The 19,483-nt window shown below is 53.7% G+C and carries 15 protein-coding genes; 9 read left to right on the forward strand and 6 right to left on the reverse strand.

Features of this window, described 5'->3' with window-relative positions; translation table 11 throughout:
• Nucleotides 1-353: 353 nt before the first annotated feature.
• Nucleotides 354-3,530, forward strand: a complete 3,177-nt coding sequence (locus tag AC222A_RS15850; RefSeq protein WP_486775234.1) for a beta strand repeat-containing protein — start codon at nucleotides 354-356, stop codon at nucleotides 3,528-3,530.
• Nucleotides 3,531-3,576: 46 nt separating this feature from the next.
• Here AC222A_RS15850 and AC222A_RS15855 read toward each other — a convergent pair whose 3' ends face one another.
• Nucleotides 3,577-4,047 carry a DUF2505 domain-containing protein gene (locus AC222A_RS15855; RefSeq protein ID WP_486775235.1) on the reverse strand — a complete coding sequence of 157 codons (471 nt, stop codon included), beginning with the start codon at nucleotides 4,045-4,047 and terminating at the stop codon, nucleotides 3,577-3,579.
• A gap of 173 nt (nucleotides 4,048-4,220) precedes the next feature.
• The gene (locus tag AC222A_RS15860; protein WP_486775236.1) at nucleotides 4,221-6,731 is read right to left on the reverse strand and encodes a TonB-dependent receptor; all 2,511 of its coding nucleotides are present in this window, start codon (nucleotides 6,729-6,731) and stop codon (nucleotides 4,221-4,223) included.
• Nucleotides 6,732-7,023: 292 nt separating this feature from the next.
• Between AC222A_RS15860 and AC222A_RS15865 the strand changes: the two genes are divergently transcribed.
• Genes AC222A_RS15865 through AC222A_RS15895 form a run of 7 tightly spaced genes read left to right on the forward strand, consistent with a single transcriptional unit; the run spans nucleotide 7,024 to nucleotide 13,507 of the window.
• On the forward strand, nucleotides 7,024-8,229 hold the full coding sequence (locus AC222A_RS15865) for an LLM class flavin-dependent oxidoreductase (RefSeq protein ID WP_486775237.1): 1,206 nt from the start codon (nucleotides 7,024-7,026) through the stop codon (nucleotides 8,227-8,229).
• 10 nt (nucleotides 8,230-8,239) lie between these two features.
• Nucleotides 8,240-9,601 carry a cytochrome P450 gene (locus AC222A_RS15870; RefSeq protein WP_372758576.1) on the forward strand — a complete coding sequence of 454 codons (1,362 nt, stop codon included), beginning with the start codon at nucleotides 8,240-8,242 and terminating at the stop codon, nucleotides 9,599-9,601.
• A 16-nt stretch (nucleotides 9,602-9,617) separates the two neighbouring features.
• Entirely contained in the window at nucleotides 9,618-9,833 is a 216-nt protein-coding gene (locus tag AC222A_RS15875) for a ferredoxin (RefSeq protein ID WP_372749068.1), read from the forward strand.
• A gap of 20 nt (nucleotides 9,834-9,853) precedes the next feature.
• Nucleotides 9,854-10,840 (forward strand): LLM class flavin-dependent oxidoreductase, encoded by a 987-nt coding sequence (locus AC222A_RS15880; protein ID WP_372749069.1) that lies wholly within the window; start codon nucleotides 9,854-9,856, stop codon nucleotides 10,838-10,840.
• Complete coding sequence (locus AC222A_RS15885) at nucleotides 10,837-12,801, forward strand: pyrroloquinoline quinone-dependent dehydrogenase (protein WP_372758577.1); 1,965 nt, start codon at nucleotides 10,837-10,839, stop codon at nucleotides 12,799-12,801. Before AC222A_RS15880 ends, AC222A_RS15885 begins: the two co-directional genes overlap by 4 nt.
• A gap of 1 nt (nucleotide 12,802) precedes the next feature.
• Complete coding sequence (locus tag AC222A_RS15890; protein WP_372764094.1) at nucleotides 12,803-13,180, forward strand: nuclear transport factor 2 family protein; 378 nt, start codon at nucleotides 12,803-12,805, stop codon at nucleotides 13,178-13,180.
• Nucleotides 13,181-13,213: 33 nt separating this feature from the next.
• Nucleotides 13,214-13,507, forward strand: a complete 294-nt coding sequence (locus tag AC222A_RS15895; protein WP_372750423.1) for a Dabb family protein — start codon at nucleotides 13,214-13,216, stop codon at nucleotides 13,505-13,507.
• A 52-nt stretch (nucleotides 13,508-13,559) separates the two neighbouring features.
• Here the strand turns inward: AC222A_RS15895 and AC222A_RS15900 are convergent, their stop codons facing one another.
• Together AC222A_RS15900 and AC222A_RS15905 are read right to left on the reverse strand one after the other, a co-directional pair.
• On the reverse strand, nucleotides 13,560-14,294 hold the full coding sequence (locus AC222A_RS15900; RefSeq protein WP_372797918.1) for a TerC family protein: 735 nt from the start codon (nucleotides 14,292-14,294) through the stop codon (nucleotides 13,560-13,562).
• Nucleotides 14,294-16,855, reverse strand: coding sequence for a DUF2339 domain-containing protein (locus tag AC222A_RS15905; RefSeq protein WP_486775238.1), 2,562 nt, complete (start codon nucleotides 16,853-16,855; stop codon nucleotides 14,294-14,296). Before AC222A_RS15905 ends, AC222A_RS15900 begins: the two co-directional genes overlap by 1 nt.
• Nucleotides 16,856-17,077: 222 nt before the next feature.
• Between AC222A_RS15905 and AC222A_RS15910 the strand changes: the two genes are divergently transcribed.
• Nucleotides 17,078-17,698: a TetR/AcrR family transcriptional regulator gene (locus tag AC222A_RS15910; protein ID WP_372765239.1), complete on the forward strand. Its 621-nt coding sequence runs from the start codon at nucleotides 17,078-17,080 to the stop codon at nucleotides 17,696-17,698.
• Here AC222A_RS15910 and AC222A_RS15915 read toward each other — a convergent pair.
• Together AC222A_RS15915 and AC222A_RS15920 are read right to left on the reverse strand one after the other, a co-directional pair.
• A complete protein-coding gene (locus AC222A_RS15915) occupies nucleotides 17,693-18,916 on the reverse strand; it encodes a sensor histidine kinase (protein ID WP_486775239.1) in 1,224 nt (407 codons plus the stop codon). The genes AC222A_RS15910 and AC222A_RS15915 overlap by 6 nt on opposite strands.
• 163 nt (nucleotides 18,917-19,079) lie before the next feature.
• Nucleotides 19,080-19,483, reverse strand: a 404-nt coding sequence (locus tag AC222A_RS15920; RefSeq protein ID WP_486775240.1) for a response regulator, incomplete at its 5' end; no start/stop codon positions are given.

A 19,483-nucleotide genomic window follows, 5' to 3' on the forward strand; every position in this document is an offset into this window, starting at 1 on the left:
ATAGTTTCACCAACCCCGATGCCACAGCCAAGGGTAAGGAAACCGGACTGCCGGTTGCCTATGACGAAGCTGCGGACAAGCAAAGTTGGTCAGCACTAATGCGGTTTTTGAAAGAGTAGCGTTTCCGCGGACAGCAGCGCAATTTCGCTACTGTCCGCTTGCCGCCCAAAAATCTGTATCGAACCAAAACCTCAATCGCAACCCCAGCTGACTGCATAGCAATATTATTCTTGTGCTTTAGCAGTATTTTCAGTAATTTGTAACAAAAGGATATTATTATTTCGAGAATAATTCCTAACCGCTGTGAGCAATAAAGCAGTACGGATACTCGCTAATAACAAAGGTTGAAGGAAATGAAACAATTTTTTCAAACACTTCTTTTGGGTTTTCTAGTTATTAACCTTAGCGGGTGTCCCGGAGGAGGGAGCGATAGTGATGATAGCGTCCCCAAGCCGACAGGCAATTTAAACTCTTCATCAGGTGGCGGAAATGTTAGTTCAGCGCCTGACCCTAGCACGGCAAATTCAGTAAGCCCAGCTGCTTTTCTAGGTTCGCTGAACTCACAAAATGTATTTGTCGATGGCCTTATTGCTTCGAGTAACAAATCTATTTTGACTAGCGGTGACAGCACATTCTTAACTGTGGTTCTAGCCGACGATAACGGAGTCCAGACCACAGATACAGCAAAATACACTTTCTCTTCAAACTGTCTAAGCAATGGGTTGTCCGAACTAAACACCAATCGCGTCACAAATAGCGATGGCACGCTTCAAGTCACCTATACGTCACAAGGCTGCGACAGCACAGATGCCATCACTGCAACCGCAGAAACAGCGACCGCAACATTTATTGCCAGCGTAAGCGTGGAAACAAGCAATACCGCTGCGCCACCGCCGAGTACTGGAGCGTCGACAGTAGCGTTCGCCGGCTCAACGAGCGACGCTGGCGCTTTTGTTCCCAACCTTATCAAGTCGAGCAATAAAAATGTGCTCTTCGGTGGGGATCAAACGACTCTGACCGTAATAATCGCTGACAGCAACGGAAATATGGTTGCTGAGGAAGCAAGGTATGTTTTCTCTTCACCTTGTATAAACAGTGGAAAATCGGAATTGGACGCTAACTTTATAACCAATTCATCCGGCAATTCGTCACTTACCTATATTGCTCGAGGTTGTGACGGGAGTGATCCTGTCACCGTTGAAGTAACGGTTGCCGGCCAAGCATTCACCGCCTCCGTTGACCTATCTACCCGCAAACGTGTTTTTCTAGGAAGTTTTAACTCACAGAACGCCTTCGTTGACGGTAAGCTTAGGAGCTCAAATGCGGGCACTGTTTACAACAGCGGCACCACAAATATTACCTACGCGCTCACTGACGTTGACGGGAATTTGCTGACCGACACCGCTCGAATTTTCTTTAGCTCGCCCTGCCTACTGAATGGCTCAGCAGAGATCGATAACAGCGTTGTAACAAATACTAACGGCACGGCAACGACCACTTATACTTCGATAGATTGTGTTGGGACGGATACGGTAACTGCAACCACGGAGATAGATGGGCTGACCCTGAACGCTTCGGTTGATTTAACAACAGACATGAAGGAAGTCTTATTCGGTGCACGAGCCAACGGCGGTGTGTTCGACCCATCAGGCAGCGCAGCTTTTGTCGATAAACTGATCGCTAGAGACAGCGTCGCATCGGTATTTAGCGGCAACTCTACGACACTATCGATTCAGCTCGAAGATATTGATGGTACTGCGATCACGTCGGACGCTGTTATAAACTTCAGCTCGGCATGCATTTCTAACGGTACCTCTAGTCTCTCGGCAAACAACGTTGCAAATACCAGCGGAACAGTTGCCGTAACGTACACTGCAAATGGGTGCAGCGGTGATGATACCGTTACAGCGACAACGACAGTAAACGATACCTCACTCACCGCCTCCGTTGTCGTCCCAACGCGCAAAACCGCACTGATTGGTTCTTACAGTGGTACCGGTACATTCATCAACTCAGCAATAAAAAGCTCGAACACAAATACTCTCGTCGCCGGAGATTCCACAGAGCTCTCTGTAGTGATCGTCGATGAAGACGGCGAAGCTGTCACGGACACCACCGATATATTTTTCACGTCAACCTGCTTAAGTAACGGTCTGGCGGATATCTCTGAAAAGGTCACTACTAATGCAGGTGGTCAAGCGACAGTCACCTACACCGCCAGGGGATGCAACGGCGCGGATACAGTCACGGCCAATACAACCGTTGCCAATAACCCGTTGAGTGCATCCGTGAGCCTGGCCACCGAGCAAAAGGCGGTTGGCGGGATTGCGTTTGTCGGCGTAGACAGAAATCAAATCGGACTAAAAGGAACAGACGCTCTAGCCAATCAGGCAACGATAACGTTCAATGTGACGGACAGCGCCGGCACTCCCGTACCCAACCAGAGCGTAAACTTTGAGCTCAGCACCGACGCCGGCGGGATTACTTTGGACAAGACTACCGGCACAACAGATGGCTCAGGTAACGTTTTGGTAACGGTAAACGCCGGCACCAGCCATACGCCCGTGCGCGTTAAAGCGACCGCCGGGAGCGACAGCGCCCTGTCCAGCGCCTTGTCCATAACGACTGGCGTCCCTGACCAAGATAGCTTTACTTTGGCAGCAGCCAAACTAAACCTAGAAGGATACAACCCAGGTCCATTCGTGGGCGATTTCACTACTCTGACAGTCCGACTTGCTGATCGTTACAATAATCCTGTGGCTGACAATACCGCCGTTAACTTTATTGCGGAAGGAGGCGCCGTAGAAAGCCAATGCCTGACTGCCAACGGTGTGTGCACGGTAGTCTTTACTGTCCAAGATCCCCGACCTAGTGATCGTCGCGTCACAATCCTAGCTACTACTGTAGGCGAGGAGACGTTTGCGGATGCCAACGGCAATGGCGTTTTCGACGATGGCGAACCATTCGACAACGTGGCAGAGGCATTTTTAGACAAAAACTTTGATGGCACGTACACCTCTGGAACAGGCTCCACTGCTGATGAGGATATCCTGCTGGATTTTGACAGTAATGGTGCCTTTACGCCCGCCAACGCGTTTTTTGAAGGCGTTCTCTGCGACGAATCATTAAATGCGCAATGCAACCAGGCAAACCAAGAGAGCATTCATGTCCGCACTAGCCTAGAGCTAATCATGGCGGGCGAAGGATTAGATGACAGTAGCATCAGCTTCTCCACAGGCGCTATAAACCTCGTAACCGCAGGTGGCAATGCCTCATTAAGCGTTAGTATTGTCGACGATAGCGGTCATCCACCGCCCGCAGGAACAACATACTCGTTTTCCACTACGCAAGGAGAAATCGTTCTCGGGGACACAAACGCAACTCAAGAATCCACGACGGTTCAAGCACCTCGCGTGTTCAACTTTTCAATTAAACCGGGAGCATCCGCAGGAAGTGGCTTTTTTACGGTGACGGGTAGTACCCCGAGTGGCAATACTTTCAAGGCCTCAATTCCAGTGAACCAAACCTAATATATGTAAAAGGTAGGGCGTCTAGAATTCGGACGCCCTACCGCAACTATCGAATACGCGCTTCGGCAAACGCCAGCTCATCCCTAGCCCCATCTCCGGTCTGCCCCAGCACAAACTTCTCCACTTTGCCCCCTACCAACGGAATCTTCGCCTTGCAGGTGTGGGAAACACTGTATACACAGCCTTTCTTTGACGGTTTCAAGGTAAATTTCCCGCCGATCGTAACCGGCTGACCTTCCACGACCATTTCAAAATCGCCTTCCCAGGCGTCACCGTCACGACGCCAAGTTTCTGTCATATTGATAGTTTGTTGGGGATTGAACAGTTTGGCGAGAAAGGCCGGAAGGTCACGGGTAACAACCCGCTTCATTTTGATAACGGTTTCGTCGTCGTATTCTTCCACTTCGGCTTCACAGTCTTCGCCCATGGCGGTGCTGCGCTCGACCAGAAAGTCAGGGTCTGTGAGCAGTTCGTAGAGTTTGTCGACGCTGACGGAAAATTCTTGGGATACGGCCATGCCACCACCTCTGGTTTGTTATGGTTGGCCGGCCATTATTTCACAAGTTTGCGCCGGGGGAAGACTTTCTACTTCCCCCTGTGGGAAAAGACGGAAAAGCGACGCCTTGTCTGCACAGCGAGGCGTCGGGAACCCTAAGCACCGCACTGGCAGCGGCGCAGGCTAGGGCCAATCTAGAAGTCGTAGGAAAACTCCAGACCGATAGTGCGCGATGTACCCTGCACCAGGGTTGCCGCACCGAGCAGGGCACTCACCGCAAAACCGCTTTTAAAGTATTCCTCGTCGGTTAGGTTATCGGCATAGGCGGCAATCCGAAGTTTTTCGCTGGGAAAATAGTTAATGCGGGCATTCACCAGCGTCAGATCGTCGACATAAGATGAATCGTATTCCACCGCCAGATAGTCGATACCTGTGAACAATTCGTCCCGGTAGTATACACTCATGCGCGGCACCACGAGACCAAACGGCGTCATCCAGTTGTACTGGGCCGCCAGCGAATAAGACATTTCTGGCACCAGTGCGAACGGTTCCGAACTGCGGTCAACGACCGACTCACCCTGGCCAGGTGTCACAATTGTCGCGGTATATTCGTCGTAGCTAGCATCGGTATAGTTCGCGTTGGCACTCAATATCCAGTTTCCCAACAACAAGGTCGTTTCCATTTCGATGCCCTGTATTGTTGCTTCACCCGCATTGGTCAGGAACAGGAATATATCGCTGATCCGCTCGCCCTGCTCCGCGACACGCACATGGATGTCGGTATAATCCATTGCGTAGAGTGCCGCGTTGAAGCGCAGGGTCGAATCCAGACTGTCCAGCTTGACCCCTAACTCGTAGTTCACCACCTCTTCTGGATCAAACGCCACCAGCTCCGGGCCACGAGGCTCAAATCCGCCTGCCTTAAAACCTTCACTGTACGTTGCATACCATAGCGCACTGTCGAGGTTCATGGTTTCCAGCCACTCATCACTGGCCTGCACAGACAGTGTGACCGCCGGGGTGAAGTTACTCCACTGTTCGGTACGGACATCAGCGTCTTCAATAATATCGACAGGCAAATCCGGCAGGTTGCGACCAATCTGGTCAAACTGGGCACGCGTAATTGGCGAGTAAAAACCGGCTTGATCGATATAGCTGGCACCAATGCGCTGACCGTAAGTTTGCTCGTCGATATCCACCACCGTCAGACGGCGCTCACGCTCCTCAAAGGTGTATCGACCTCCCATGGTCAGCTGCACCGTATCGCTTATGCTCCAGGTAAATTGGGAAAACACCGCCCAGCTAGTATTTTCCAGCGAGCTGAATCCACCAAACAGGGTGGTCAATGGAAATACAGCTGCCGCCCCCAACGGCGGCAGCCCCGGAATAACGGCATTGCTGACCGTGTTGGGATCAATACCTGACAGACCCTTTGGCCCGATAACCTGCGCAAACGGGTTGTCGTCGATTCGCTCCAGTGACGCAAACGCTCCCACCGTATAGCTCACCCTATCAGCGAAGGCGGAGCCAACAAGCTGGATTTCCTGGCTAAACTGATCGCGTTTTTCATCGCGCACCGCTTCGCCATCGGCACGCAACACATCATTCAGCGCGCGCGTGCCATTGTTGATGATATGGGTTGAGGTACCGTCCTGATCATCGTTGCGCTCGATATCCTGCTGATGACTCCACGCTGAAATACTCTTGATTTCGTAGTCAAAGAAATCCCAAGTCATCGTCAGCGCCAGCATGGTGCTGGTCATGGCTACAACACTGTCGTCGCTGTTTACCGTGATTTTATGGTCGTTAGCGGCCTGCTCACTGACTGCGCAGGAATCGCTAAACGACGGCTGGTTGGGGTATATGAGCTGAACAATATTGGCATTGGGGTTTTGCAATATACAGGTCAGCGGTGTGCTGCGTTCACGCTGCTTACTCCAATAGGCAAACACGTCCATGCTGAAATTGTCTGACGCCTGCCAGAGTGTGCGCAGCGAAACCGCCAGACGGTCCTCATCGCCGAAGGTGGCACCATCAGCGTTCTCAATATCACCGTCAAAGCGCTTGCTGCTGATGCCAAAGCGCGTGGCAAGCCGGTCTTCGACCAAGGGCATATTGCCGTAGAGTTTGACATCCTGCCGACCATAATTGCCAAGCTTGACCGCGGTACCGAATTCTCGTTCGTACAAGTTGGCATCACGGGTCGACACCAGCATGGCACCGCCCGTGTTGTTCTTGCCAAACAAGGTGCCCTGAGGGCCACGAAGTACCTGAATGGATTGGGTATCTACCGTATCGAGCAGCTGGGTATCCTGCCGCGCCAGAAAAATGCCGTTCAGATACACACCCACGCCCGGGTCAAGTACCGCTGTGGCTTCACGCTGGCCAATGCCACGAATGAAAATGGCCGGTGTTTTTGAGCCGCTTTCACCAAACTGCAGGCCGGGCACCAGCTGCTGCAAATCCGTAATGGAGGAAACACCAGCTTCAGCCAAAGCATCGGCGCCCATAGCGCTCACTGCGACAGGGGTTTCCTGTAGGCTTTCTTCCCGACGACGAGCCGTTACGTAGACTTCTTCCAGAGAGGCTTTGACCGTTTCACGTTCCTCTGAGGGTGCATCGGATTCCATGTATTGTGCAATGACGATGCCGGGCGCCAACAGCAAACCTGCAGCCAGCCCTAGCAGCCTGGATTCATGTGACATCGAGTTTTCCGCCGTATTATTGTCAAAGGCCATCGCCAGCAATCGATTCTTGCTGTAGCCGGCCACTATTATTTTCGCGAGCGCCCATTTTTTTTGTTCTATCGAGCAACCCGGTCCCTTCCATAAATACATTTCATGAGAAATGTTTTCACAGGCTAACGGCCGCCGAAAATTCCGTCAAGATTAAGAGATGAATATTTTTCAGGCCAAAACATTGCTATTGAAATGTTTTTTGGCTTATAGTGGTTTCAACATGGGGGTTAGTCTCCCGCCCCGAACATGAGGACAGAACATGACTTACAAGCCTAAGCGCATGAAATTCGGTGCTTTTTTTGCGCCTTTCCATAAAGACATCGTCAACCCCACGCTCGCCTTAGACCGGGACATGGAACTGATCCAGTGGCTGGACAAGCTGGCCTATGACGAAGCCTGGATAGGCGAACACCACAGCGGGGCCTATGAATGCATCGCCTCGCCCGAGGTTTTTATTGCCACGGCGGCCGAGCGAACGCGCAATATTCGGCTGGCTACAGGCGTCAGTTCCCTTTCTTATCACCATCCGCTGGTATTGGCTGATCGAATTTGCCAACTCGACCACCAGGTCCGGGGCCGCCTTACTTTCGGTGTTGGCCCTGGCCAGCTGGTGGCCGATGCCTACATGATGGGTATCAACCCAAAAGATCTACGCCGCCGTATGAATGAATCGCTGACTGCCTTGGTAAGGCTGCTAAACGGCGAAACCGTCACCATGAAGACCGACTGGTTTACCCTGAATGAAGCCCGCTGCCAGATTCTGCCTTACCAGAGCCCCACGATAGATATGGCCGTTGCCTCGGCTATTAGCCCCACCGGTGCGCGCACTGCAGGCGAACATGGGCTAGGTATGATTTCAGTGGCCGCTTCAAGCCCCGAAGGCTTTAAACAGCTGGCTAACCACTGGGACATCTGTGAAGGAAAAGCTGCCGAACACGGTAAGCAGGTTGCGCGTAGCAACTGGCGCATCGTAACGCCTTTTCACATTGCAGAAACGGAAGAGCAGGCCTACAAAGATCTGGAATACGGCCTGATGGATATGATGCGCTACTTCAAAAAGTTTGGCGGCAGCGCTTTCCCGGAAGCCAAATCCTTTAAAGAAGCGATCGATATCTGGACTACCGGCGGTCTTGGCGCATTCGGCGTAGGCGTGGTTGGCACTCCGGAAACACTGGTCAATCACATCAAAAAACTGCAAGACCAATCTGGCGGCTTTGAAACCTTTCTGGCGCTGGCACATAACGCCGCAGACTTTGACGCCACCAAAAAGTCGTACGAGCTGTTTGCACGCGAAGTCATGCCCCACTTCCAGCACTGCAACGATAACCGTCCAGCCTCACTCAATTGGGCGGCTGAAAATGCCGATCGGTTTATGGAAGAATACGTGGGCGGGATCAACACCGCGATCGCCCAGCACGAACAGGAAATGGCAGATAAGCAGAAAAAAGCCGCCAGCAGCGCTTGAGGTAAAGATCATGAGCACGCAAGTACAAACCGAAGGTAAACCGATCCCCATCGCCAGCGGCGCCGCTGCCGAAGGCGGCCACTACTTGGAATTCATCACTACACCGTTGGATTTTATGAAGCGTGTGTATGACGAATGCGGCGAAGTAGGCGAGTTCGACATGGGCGGCCTGCCAACGGTACTAATGATTGGCCCCGATGCACACGAAGCTTTTTTCCGTGCGCCAGACGAACAACTCAGCGCCTCCGAAGCCTATCAGATGATGGTGCCGGTGTTTGGCGAGGGCGTGCAATACGGCGCCGAACCCCACATCGAGCGCCAGCAGCTGAAAATTCAATATCAGGGCCTGAAGCACGACAAGATGTCGAGCTACGCTGGCGTTGTTGCGCAGGAAGTCATCGATTTTACCAAAGACTGGGGCAATGAAGGCGAAATGGATTTCTACGAAGCCTTTACCGACCTAACCCTGCGTACCTCGACTCACTGTCTGCTAGGCTCCGTGTTTCGCTACCGACTAACCGATGAGTTTGCCGACCTGTATCGCGATCTGGAGAACGGGATTGATCCGTCAGCCCTGCTCGACCCGAATCAGCAGAAAGACACCTTTAAAAAGCGCGATCTGGCCCGGGAGCGACTGCAGGAACTTATCACCGAAGAGATCCATCGACGCCGCGATGCCGAAGCCAACGGCGAAGCGCCGCTGGACGACATGCTCAATATCTATATGACTGCCAGCTACGAAGACGGCCGCACACTTACAGAGCATGAAATCACCGGCCTGGTTATCTGGTTTATGTTTGCCGGTCACCACACCAGCTCAAACACATCCGCCTGGACTCTGGTTGAGATAGCGAGACACCCCGAATACCACCAAGAGCTGATCGGCGAAATCGACAAGCTGTTCGCCGGCGACCAGGAACTCAGTTTCAATGCCTTGCGTGAAATACCGCTGCTGGAAGGCTTTATACGCGAAGCGCTGCGCCTACATCCACCGCTGAACGCAATTTCACGTCGTGTGATGAAACCGTTCGAATACAAAGGCTACCTTATTGAGCCAGGCAAGAACGTCATGCTCTGCCCCTGGGTAGCCCACAAATTGCCGGAACACTTTCCGGAACCCGAACGGTTCAACCCAAAACGCCCGGCACCAGACAACGTCTTCGCCGCCATTCCCTTTGGCGGTGGCCGCCGCAAGTGTGTGGGCAATGCCTTCGCGCTGCTGCAGGTGAAAGCGATTTTCTGTGAGTTACTGCGAAACTTTGAATTTGAGTTGACCATGCCGCCAGAGCAATATCAGGAAATCATGCCGGCCTTAATTCTGCGCCCCAGCGCCCCCTGTATATTGCGCTATAAACGACGCACCGATATTTAAGCCGGAGGATATTGGTATGACAAAACTCTGCATCAAAATTGATTTGGATCTCTGTCAGGGCCACGGTGTCTGCCAGGCCGAAGCTGGAGAGGTATTCGAACTACAAGATACCGACGCACCTTACCCACAGGCCGTGGTTATCAAAGAAAACGTTGGCAATGACGATCGAGAAAAAGTGCTAAAAGCAGAAAAATTCTGCCCTAATGCCGCAATAACCGTTACCGAAGAATAACTATAGAACAGGGTTATACCATGCCCAAGCTACTGCTGCGTTTTGATATGCGCAACCCTGATTTTGGCGCCGACCAGCGCGCGCTCTACGATGCCGCGCTCGATATGGCCGAGTGGGCCGATCAGCAGGGCTTTGACTGCATTCAAATCAGCGAGCATCACGGCTGCGAAGACGGCTATTTACCTTCTCCTATTGTATTAGCGGCTGCCATGGCGGCGCGAACCAAGCGCATTCGACTGCGTATGGCACTGATCATTCTGCCGTTTCACGACCCTGTTCGTGTAGCCGAAGACCTCGCTGTACTCGATATCATCAGCAACGGTCGGTTGGATGTTGTCGTGGGCGCTGGTTACGTACCGGAAGAGTTCGCCATGTTCGCGGTGGAGCTCAAAGATCGCGGCCGGCTGATGGAAAGCAAAATCACTGCACTGAAAAATGCCTGGACCGGCGAGCCCTTTACCTACGAAGGTCGTCCCGTGCGGGTAACACCGCGGCCGCTCCAAAAACCACATCCCCCGCTGTGGATGGGCGGCTCAAGCAAACCCGCCGCCCGCCGCGCTGCGCGTATGGTGGACTACTTTTACACTGAGAACCGCGAGCTGTTTGCTGAGTTTAACGCCGAACGACAACGTCTTGGCAAAAGCGCCATACCGTTTATGGAGCTCGGCTCCGGCTTCTTTGTTGTCGCCGAAAACCCGGACGCCGAATGGCAGCGCATGGCGCCCCACATACTGTTCGAATGCAACAGCTACGGCAAATGGCAAGCTTCTTCTGCAATGCAGGGCCAGTATCTGGAAATGACCGATGCCGAGCCGCTGCGTCAAACCGGCCTGTATCCAATCATCCGGCCCACTGAGGTCGATAGCTACCTCGACGCATTAGGTGACAACGCCCAACTCTGCCTCCACCCACTAATTGCCGGGCAAGCTCCAGCAGACGGTTGGCGCCAACTGAATGATTTTGCGACGCATGTACTGCCTCGCCTGAAAACCAGAGAACAAGTATGAAAAGACTGACCGTTGCGCTGGCCGCCAGCCTTGCCCTGAGCGCCTGCACTAAACCGGATCTGACCTACAGCGGTCCGCAGGCCGATTGGCCCGTGATTGGCCAGAACAGCGCCGGGCAGCGCTACTCTGCGCTGAACCAGATTGATCGCAAGAATGTAAAATATCTGAAACCCGCGTGGACTTACCAGCTCAAGGATTTTTCCGACGGCGGTGAAACTCACGGCGCCACCGCCCTACAACTCACCCCCCTTGTGGTAAACGACACGATGTATGTGTGTACGCCCTACAACCGGGTGATTTCTCTAAACCCGGAAACAGGCGAAGAACACTGGGCTTATGATCCGCAAGTGGATCTGACCGGGGTGTATACCCCGGCCTGTCGCGGAGTCAGCTACTGGGAGGGCAACGCTGGTGCGCAGTGCAACCGCCGTATTTACGTCGGCACGCTGGACGCCCGACTGATAGCGATTGACGCGGACACCGGCAAACCCTGCCCGTCCTTCGGTGCCCATGCTCAGACCCCAGGTAGCATCGACTTGACCCAGGGTGTCGGTGAAGTACGCCAAGCCGAATACTACGTCACCTCGCCGCCGCTGGTGATGGGCAACAAGATCATTACCGGCGCCTTTGTGCAAGATGGCCAGCGTACCGATGCCCCCAGTGGCGCCGTTCGCGCCTTTGACGCCGTGTCAGGAGACTTGTTGTGGGCCTGGGATCCCGTGCCACCCGGCCATAAAGCCGTCACCGCCGCAGACATCAAACAGGGCAAAAACCTCACGCCCGGCACGCCCAATGCCTGGGGCATACTGTCCGGCGACGAGGAGCGCAATCTGGTGTTTGTACCCACCGGCAACCCCGCACCGGATCACTACGGCGGCAAGGAGCGTGGCGACCTGGATTACTACGGCAGCTCGGTCGTGGCGCTCAATGCCGACACCGGCAAGGTGATCTGGCATTTTCAGACGGTTCACCACGACGTCTGGGATTACGACGTTGCAGCGCAACCCGTCGCTTTCGACTTCAAGGGGACGGGAGCAGAAAAGAGACCTGCCATTGCGGCTGCCACCAAAATGGGTCACGTATTTTTTCTTGACCGCGAAACCGGCAAACCCCTGTTGCCCGTCGAGGAACGTCCGGTACCGCAAACCGATGTCGTCGGCGAATTCACCTCACCTACGCAGCCGTTTCCAGTAAAACCAAAACCTCTGCACCCGGCCACACTGACCCGCGATGAAATCTGGGGAATTACCCCTTGGGACAAAAAATACTGCCGCGAATTCTTCGATCGTCTGCGCTACGAAGGCATTTTCACGCCGCCATCCTATCAAGGCACACTGGCTTACCCCGGCCTCGGCGGCGGGATCAATTGGGGCTCTGTGTCGATTGATCCGGTGAACGAGCGGATGGTGGTCAACCTGCAAATTGCGCCTTTCACCATGAAGGTGGTTCCTCGGGCAAACGTCAGCGAAAGCAATGGTAGCGACCTAGTAGGCTTAGCACCTCAGGAAGGCACACCCTACGCGGTAACTCGCAATGTCTTCGCCACCGCCTGGCCAGATATGAAACCCTGCGTTGAGCCGCCTTGGGGCAAGCTGGTATCGATTGACCTCAATAGCGGCGACATTCTGTGGGAACGCACGCTTGGTAACCTCAATAAACTTGCACCACTGGGGCTGGGCAAGCTTTTCCCCTGGGGTACGCCGAATACCGGCGGTTCCATTCAGACAGCCGGTGGTCTCATTTTTATCGGTGCGACAATGGATAACTACTTTCGCGCCTTCGACAGCGACACCGGTGAACTGCTCTGGGAATACGAACTTCCCTCCGCAGCACACGCTACGCCTATGACTTATCGCCTGTCGCAGCAGAGCAAGCAATACGTTGTTATTGCAGCAGGCGGGCACGGCCCGCTGGGCAGCCAGGCCGGAGACACGTTAATCGCCTTTGCCCTGGAGGACTAATATGAGCTCCCTGAGCACCGACTTTTTTGTTCGCTATTACCAAGCCTACAACAGTGAAGATCCGGCGGCGCTAACACTGTTTTATAGCCCCGACGTGATCTTTACAACAGCTCAGGGTGAACAACGCGGCGTGGAAGCTATTCTGGATACGTACGGGTATCTGATCGGCCAATTTGAAGACCGCATGACACCAGACAGCATTCTGGTAGATGGCAATCGCGCGGCGGTAGAAATTACTGACGTCTTTACGGCGCGCCAAGATGTTGCTGACTTTATGGGCGTGTCATTGAAAAAGGGCGAATCGCTCACCTTGAAGCTCTGCGCGCTGTATACGGTAAGCAACAATAAAATCACCCACGCAACCATCTATACCCGCTAGCTCGCCAACCCATTCACGATAAAGGAGCCCCAGATGATCCAACACCTGTGCCTGATCAACTTCAAACAGGAACTCGATACCGAAACCCAGCAGAAGGTTATCGACGCCTATAACAAACTGCCCGCATTGATTCCGGGCATTAAAAGTTTCAAATGCGGCATGGATTTGCAATTGCTGGAAGGCAACTACCATTTCGGAATTGTGGCGGAATTCGACAGCCAGGAAGCCTTCCAAGCCTACTCTGTGCACCCGGCGCAGGCGGAAGTTATTTTTCCGGTGGTGGGTGAATTGATGGCCGGGTACACCACCGCGCAATTTGCGCTGTAGGTTGACACTAGGCGGCAGGCCGCTTCCCTCAGGAAGTAGCCTGCTGTTGTGTTCAGCCTAACTTTTTCTGTAGCTTCATTGTTTGCGTGCGTTTACGCAGCCGGATATTCAGCAGCTCAACACTGACTGAAAATGCCATCGCAAAATACACATAGCCCTTCGGTACGTGCACATCAAAACCTTCGGCTATTAGTGTCACACCAATCAGAATGAGAAATGCCAGCGCCAGCATTTTAATGGTGGGGTTTGCATCAACAAACTCGGCGATGGATTTGGAAGCCAACAGCATCACCAGCACCGATACCACCACTGCGATGACCATAATGGAAATCTGATCGACCATACCGACTGCGGTAATGACCGAGTCCAGCGAAAACACAATGTCCAGTATCGCGATCTGAACAAGCACACTACCGAAACTCGCCACCACCACACTGGTAGTCGAATCCTCCCCAACCTCAAAACTGTTATGAATTTCGTGGGTAGATTTCATTAACAAAAACAAACCGCCACCGATCAAAATCATGTCGCGCCCGGAGATACCTTCGCCCAGCAGGTGAAACACATCTGCGGTAAGCCCCATCACCCAGGTCAAAGCAAAAAGCAGCAGCAGTCGAGCCAGCATAGCCAGCCCCAATCCAATACGCCGTGCATTGTCCCGCTGGTGTACGGGTAGTCGGCTAACCAGAATTGAAATAAAAATGATGTTATCGATGCCTAGTACGATTTCCAGCGCAATCAGCGTTGAAAGCGCAACCCAGGCTTCGGGACTTGCCAACCATTCCACTAGCTTGTCTCCCCTGACAAACGTTTATGCATATAAGACAGACCGAGAAGTGCCAGGCCCAAACCCATAAAAGAGGCGACCCGCAGCAGCCCGGCCAGATCCGACATATCCACCAGAAAAATCTTGGCGATAACGGCGAGCAGCATACACATTCCCACCTTATAAAGCTGTGTTTTCTGTAGCCGGGTGGCCTGTAACACCGCGCCGATTGCAATCAACAACCAGACCAGAGAGTAGGTGTACAACTCGCCACTGGAGGTGGGTAAATAATCACTCACATCGCCATTCCACAGGTGGCGTATTTCGAGATTAATAAATACAAACAGCGCCACCATACCGACAACTCCTGCCATATTGCGCCACCGCGCAAGATAATAGCGACGCACTAACCAGGCCATCACCACCGGCAACCCGTACGCCAACAGCAGCGAATTAAACACCGGAGTAGTCGCCACCACCTGATACCCGAAATACGGGTTATGGGCGGTAAGTAGCAGCGCAAAAGCCCCCAGACTGGCGCAGAGCAACACTTTCGCTGCCACCGCGTAGATGCCGCGCAGGTGCTCCGAGAGCTGCCCGCGGTAATGGTATGCCAGCGCCAAAGCGGCCCAGAGATTGACATTGATCGCCGCCTCCAGGTAACTGAAGCGGTCGATGAAGACCTGACCGTCATACAACCAGTAGCGGGTTTCCGCGCCCAGGGTCAACACCAGCAAATGCAGGGCAGCGGCTTCCAACCAAGCGCGCAGCGGATTGTCGGAATTCAAAAACCGAGCGGCGACAACGCAACAGGCTGTCGCACCGCCGTAGGTCCACAGTGACCAGTGCGTGCCCCCGAGGGTATCGGCATAACTGAGTAGCCACGGATTAAAGGTAAGACGGGTTACCACCACGGCCACCAGCAGCTTCACCAACCAGTCGACACTCTGCAGCTGATAGCGCTTGATCAGCCAGCTCAGAGAGATCAACTGCAATGCCAGAGCAAGGGTAAGTCCCGCCTCCTGAAAAGCTATGGCGACAGCAACTGAGTACGCTGCGTGGCCCGCCAGCAGGAGCCACACGGCGGGGATATCACGCTCAGCGCGTGCCAACCGCTGTGTTGCGTAGAATATATAGGCGCCGCCTAGCATCAGTGTGATCGCAGACCAGTGCCAGCCCTGGAGAAGCTCTGGCAGCTGCAGATAGGTCACCGACAGCCACAATACCGGCGACAAGAAGGCCAGCGAAGACCAAACAGCGACCAGTCGAGACTGACGCAACAGCCATACGCCACCCACACTGAACAAGCTGGCGGCGATGACATAGGCCCAAAACTTGTCGACGGGCGCCGTCACCACGTGACTCTGCCCCGACAGCAGCGGAACCAGTGAAATCACGATCAATACAACGGCACTTAACCAAGGAAACGGACACAGGTCTTCCCGCTGGCGTGCAGCGACCAGCAGCACTGCGGCAAAGGGTAAATGCAACACAAACGCACTCAGCGAGAATGGCTGCAGCAATGACAACGCCAATAGAGACAGCAAAAGCAGCAAGCCAATTTGATCGCGGCGGTAATCGCTCGACAACAACGTGCGCCATGACAATGTCGCCAAACGGATCCGATGGACAGACAGACGCCAATCAAGGTGTGGAATGGCCAACAGCGCGTAGGCGAGTAGCGCCAAATACAGCGGCCGGAACTGATGCGCGGAACTTTCCCCCAGCGACACCACCCCCCAAAATACCATCCCCGCCAACGCGCCGTACCACAGCCAGGGCCGGTAAACGTAACGCAACAAACACAGTGCTGCGGTGGACACAATAAGCGCATAGATCAGCGCTCCAGTCATATTATTACTGCCGCTACTCACCAACGCCGGCACAACGTATGCGCCGAGTAACCCGATGCCCGCCAATACCGGGCCGTGGCGCAAAGCCAGGATCATGGTAGCGAAAGAAATCACCGCGAGCAGTGTAAAGACCAGCCCCGGACTCATCAGCTGATACAGGTGCAGTGCCGCCAACAATGCCGCATACAGGGTAATACTGGCGCCTCCCGCCAACGCCGCGACCGCCGGTTGCGGCCCCACTTTGCGGAAAAGGTATTCAGCCACCGCATGCAACAGCAATCCCGTAACCACGGCCAACCCGATGCGCGCGGCCGGGCCCAGCAGGCCCTGCTCAATGCCGTAACGCACCATGAATATGCCAGCAAGGCCAATACAGCCACCACCAAGCCAGATCATCCAGAACTCTTTGAGCTTGCTAAGCCAGAGATTTCCTTGAGAATCGCTATTAGCAGGAGTGGAGGTTCCGGGCGTGGAGGTTCTGGATGCGGGATCAGCAGGTGATGGGGCTACAGGTGGAGGGTCCTTAACAGGTGCTGGTGCGGGTGGCCGCCGGGGTGAAGACGCCCGATCGCGCGGGGCATACAGCTGCTGTTCCTTCAGGTGCCACAACTGCTGCTGCAGCTCGCGCAGCTGTTGCTCTAGCGCTCGGGTTCGGTTAAAGGCCACCCAGCCCAACACTGCACCCACACCAAGCCCCAGCGGGATCAGCCCCAGAATAATAAATTCCATACGCTCCGCCTCGTTTTATTCTATGCCCACCATACCGAACTCTAGCCGATCATGAATAGCTCGCGTTCTCATCTACAGCGCACGATGGCTTCCGGGTATGACTACAGCACGTGCTAAACTAGGCTGCAATACGCCGGCTTATCCGGCTGTAACCGCGGCGCCTATAAACATAACCAAGAAAATGTTTTATAAAGGGCCTCAGGCATACTGTTGGTAGGACTCATGACTTCAGACACACCCGCCAAACTCGGCAAGCAGGCACTGAAAACTCTCGTGGCCCGCGAAAAAATTCTCAATGCGGTTATTTCGCTGATTAACGAGGGCGGGTTTGGCGCAGCAACGTCCAGTAAAATTTCGCGCCGCTCGGGGCTGACCTGGGGTGCAGTGCAGCACCACTTCGGCTCAAAGGAAGATATTCTCGCGGCCATTCTCGATCACTCGCACCAGCGTTTTACCGAGCTGATGGATAGCGACGCAAGCACCAACGGCAGCCTGAAAAAGCGCGTGGATTTGTTTGTTGAGCGCATGTGGCAGCACTACCAGAGTGATCTTTACGTGGCCACCCTGGAAATACTGCTTGCCAGCCGCAAACATCCGCTACAAGCCGCAGACTCCAAAATAAAGCAACAGTCGTCTAGCCACGCCGATACCATGCAAGCCTGGTTTGCCGACAGCGGCTTGAGCGATGAAGCGCTACTCGAAGCACTTATCTACACCCATACATTTCTTACTGGACTGATGATTGAACAGGTGTTCGAAGGCGAAATTGCCAACGAAGAAGCACACCTGGCGCGCATCAAGCGCAGCATGCTGCAAATGCTGCGCGGCAAGCGCCAGCTATGAGGTGCTCCGCGCCGGGAAATAGACTTTGAAATTGGCGCCTTCACCTTCCCGGCTTTCCAGTTCAATACTGCCCTTGTATTGATCGACAATCTTCTTACAGATCGCCAGCCCAATACCCGAGTGCTGCTGGTCGTTGCGCTCGGCAAATTCGAATATATTTTTATGTTGTTCCTGCGCTATACCGCTACCATTATCACGCACGTGGAATCCAATGCGCTGGCCATCAGCGGGGCGCAGCGGGCCAATTTCGATCACCGGCGCTTCCTTGGCGCCCGAAAAGCGCAGCGCATTACTAACCAGATTCAAAAGAATCTGCTGCAAGTGATAGTCGGCCACCGGGAGGGCCGGCAATGTGTTGTGAATGACTGTGATTTCCCGTTTACGGATTTCCAACCCGAAATCACTCAACACGTCTTCCAATACCTGATTGGTATCAGTATCACTCTCTGGCAGGGTGACGGATTCAATGCGCGCATAGGAAAGCAGGGAGTCAATCAGATTGGTCATACGCTCGCAGGTTCGCGCAATATCATCGGCACCACGTCGCGCGTCGCTGTCGGCCTCAGGGCCCAGACGACTGCCCAATAATTGCGCTTGCGCCCGGATCTTTTTCAATGGCTCACGCAAATCGTGGGCGGTGATATCCGCGTACTGTTCAAGTTCACGGTTACTTACTTCGAGCGCGCGATTGTTCACTTCGAGCAGGTATTTTGCATTGGCCAGTTCGACCGTGCGGTGCTCTACCTGTTCTTCTAATCGCGCAGACAGCGCTTCCAGTTCACGGGCCTGCTGGGCATTGCGCGCCGCCTTTTCCCGCAGATCGTCATTCAAGCTCTGTAACTGCGAATTGCTGGGAATGGCCAGTGCGCGCGGGATCAGCGGCCAAACCAGAATAGCCGTCCCAATGGACGCAAGGGCAGTAACAGCCTTGACTGTTCCGCTGAACCAGTAAGCGCCATACCAAACGTTATAGATATTCACCAGGTGAGTGGCGCCACACGCAAAGATAAACACGGCGAACAAGATGAAGATGTAGTTGAATTGCAGATCATCGCGGCGCTTCACAAGATAAACCAGCGCCAATGGAATGGTGAAGTAAGACAATACGATAATCGCATCCGTCACTACATGCAGCGACACCAGGCGATCATCCCACAAGTAACAGTGCCCATGCGGCGGCATCTTATTCCCGAAAAAGCTGCTCCAGAAGCTCTCCATGGCCCGGACTCTCCTACCTACGCGTATTGGACGAAGTTATTACTACTGTAAACTAACTATGCAGTATAGCCAAAACGACGGGAATCATAACCGCACACTACTTAAGCCCACAGAGCGCGGATGACTATCACATTTAGAGGATCCGGGTGGGGTGTACTATCTATCAGGCGTTGATGGCAGTCTTGGGCTTATCAAGATAATTGCAGACATTGACTATAGCCTGCATGAAGTCTTTGAAATTTTCGGGCTTGGTAATGTAATCGGTGCTGCCTAGCTCGTAAGATTCGTTAATGTCTTTCTCGCGCGACGAGGTGGTCAACATCACCACGGGAACTTGCGCGTATTCCGCTTTTTCACGCAGCAGTCGCAAAGCCTGCTTGCCATCCAGCCGGCGCATATTGATGTCCAGCAAGATCAGGTCTGGCTCCGGATACAATACGGTGTCTTTAAAAGGAATTTTGCGTTCAATGTAGTTGATCAGCTCCTCGCCATCGATCAACTCCACCAGTTTGACGTCACGACGGGTACGCTCAAACGCTCGACGAATTACCAACCGGTCTCCGCTGG

Source organism: Litorivivens sp., from assembly GCF_057445395.1.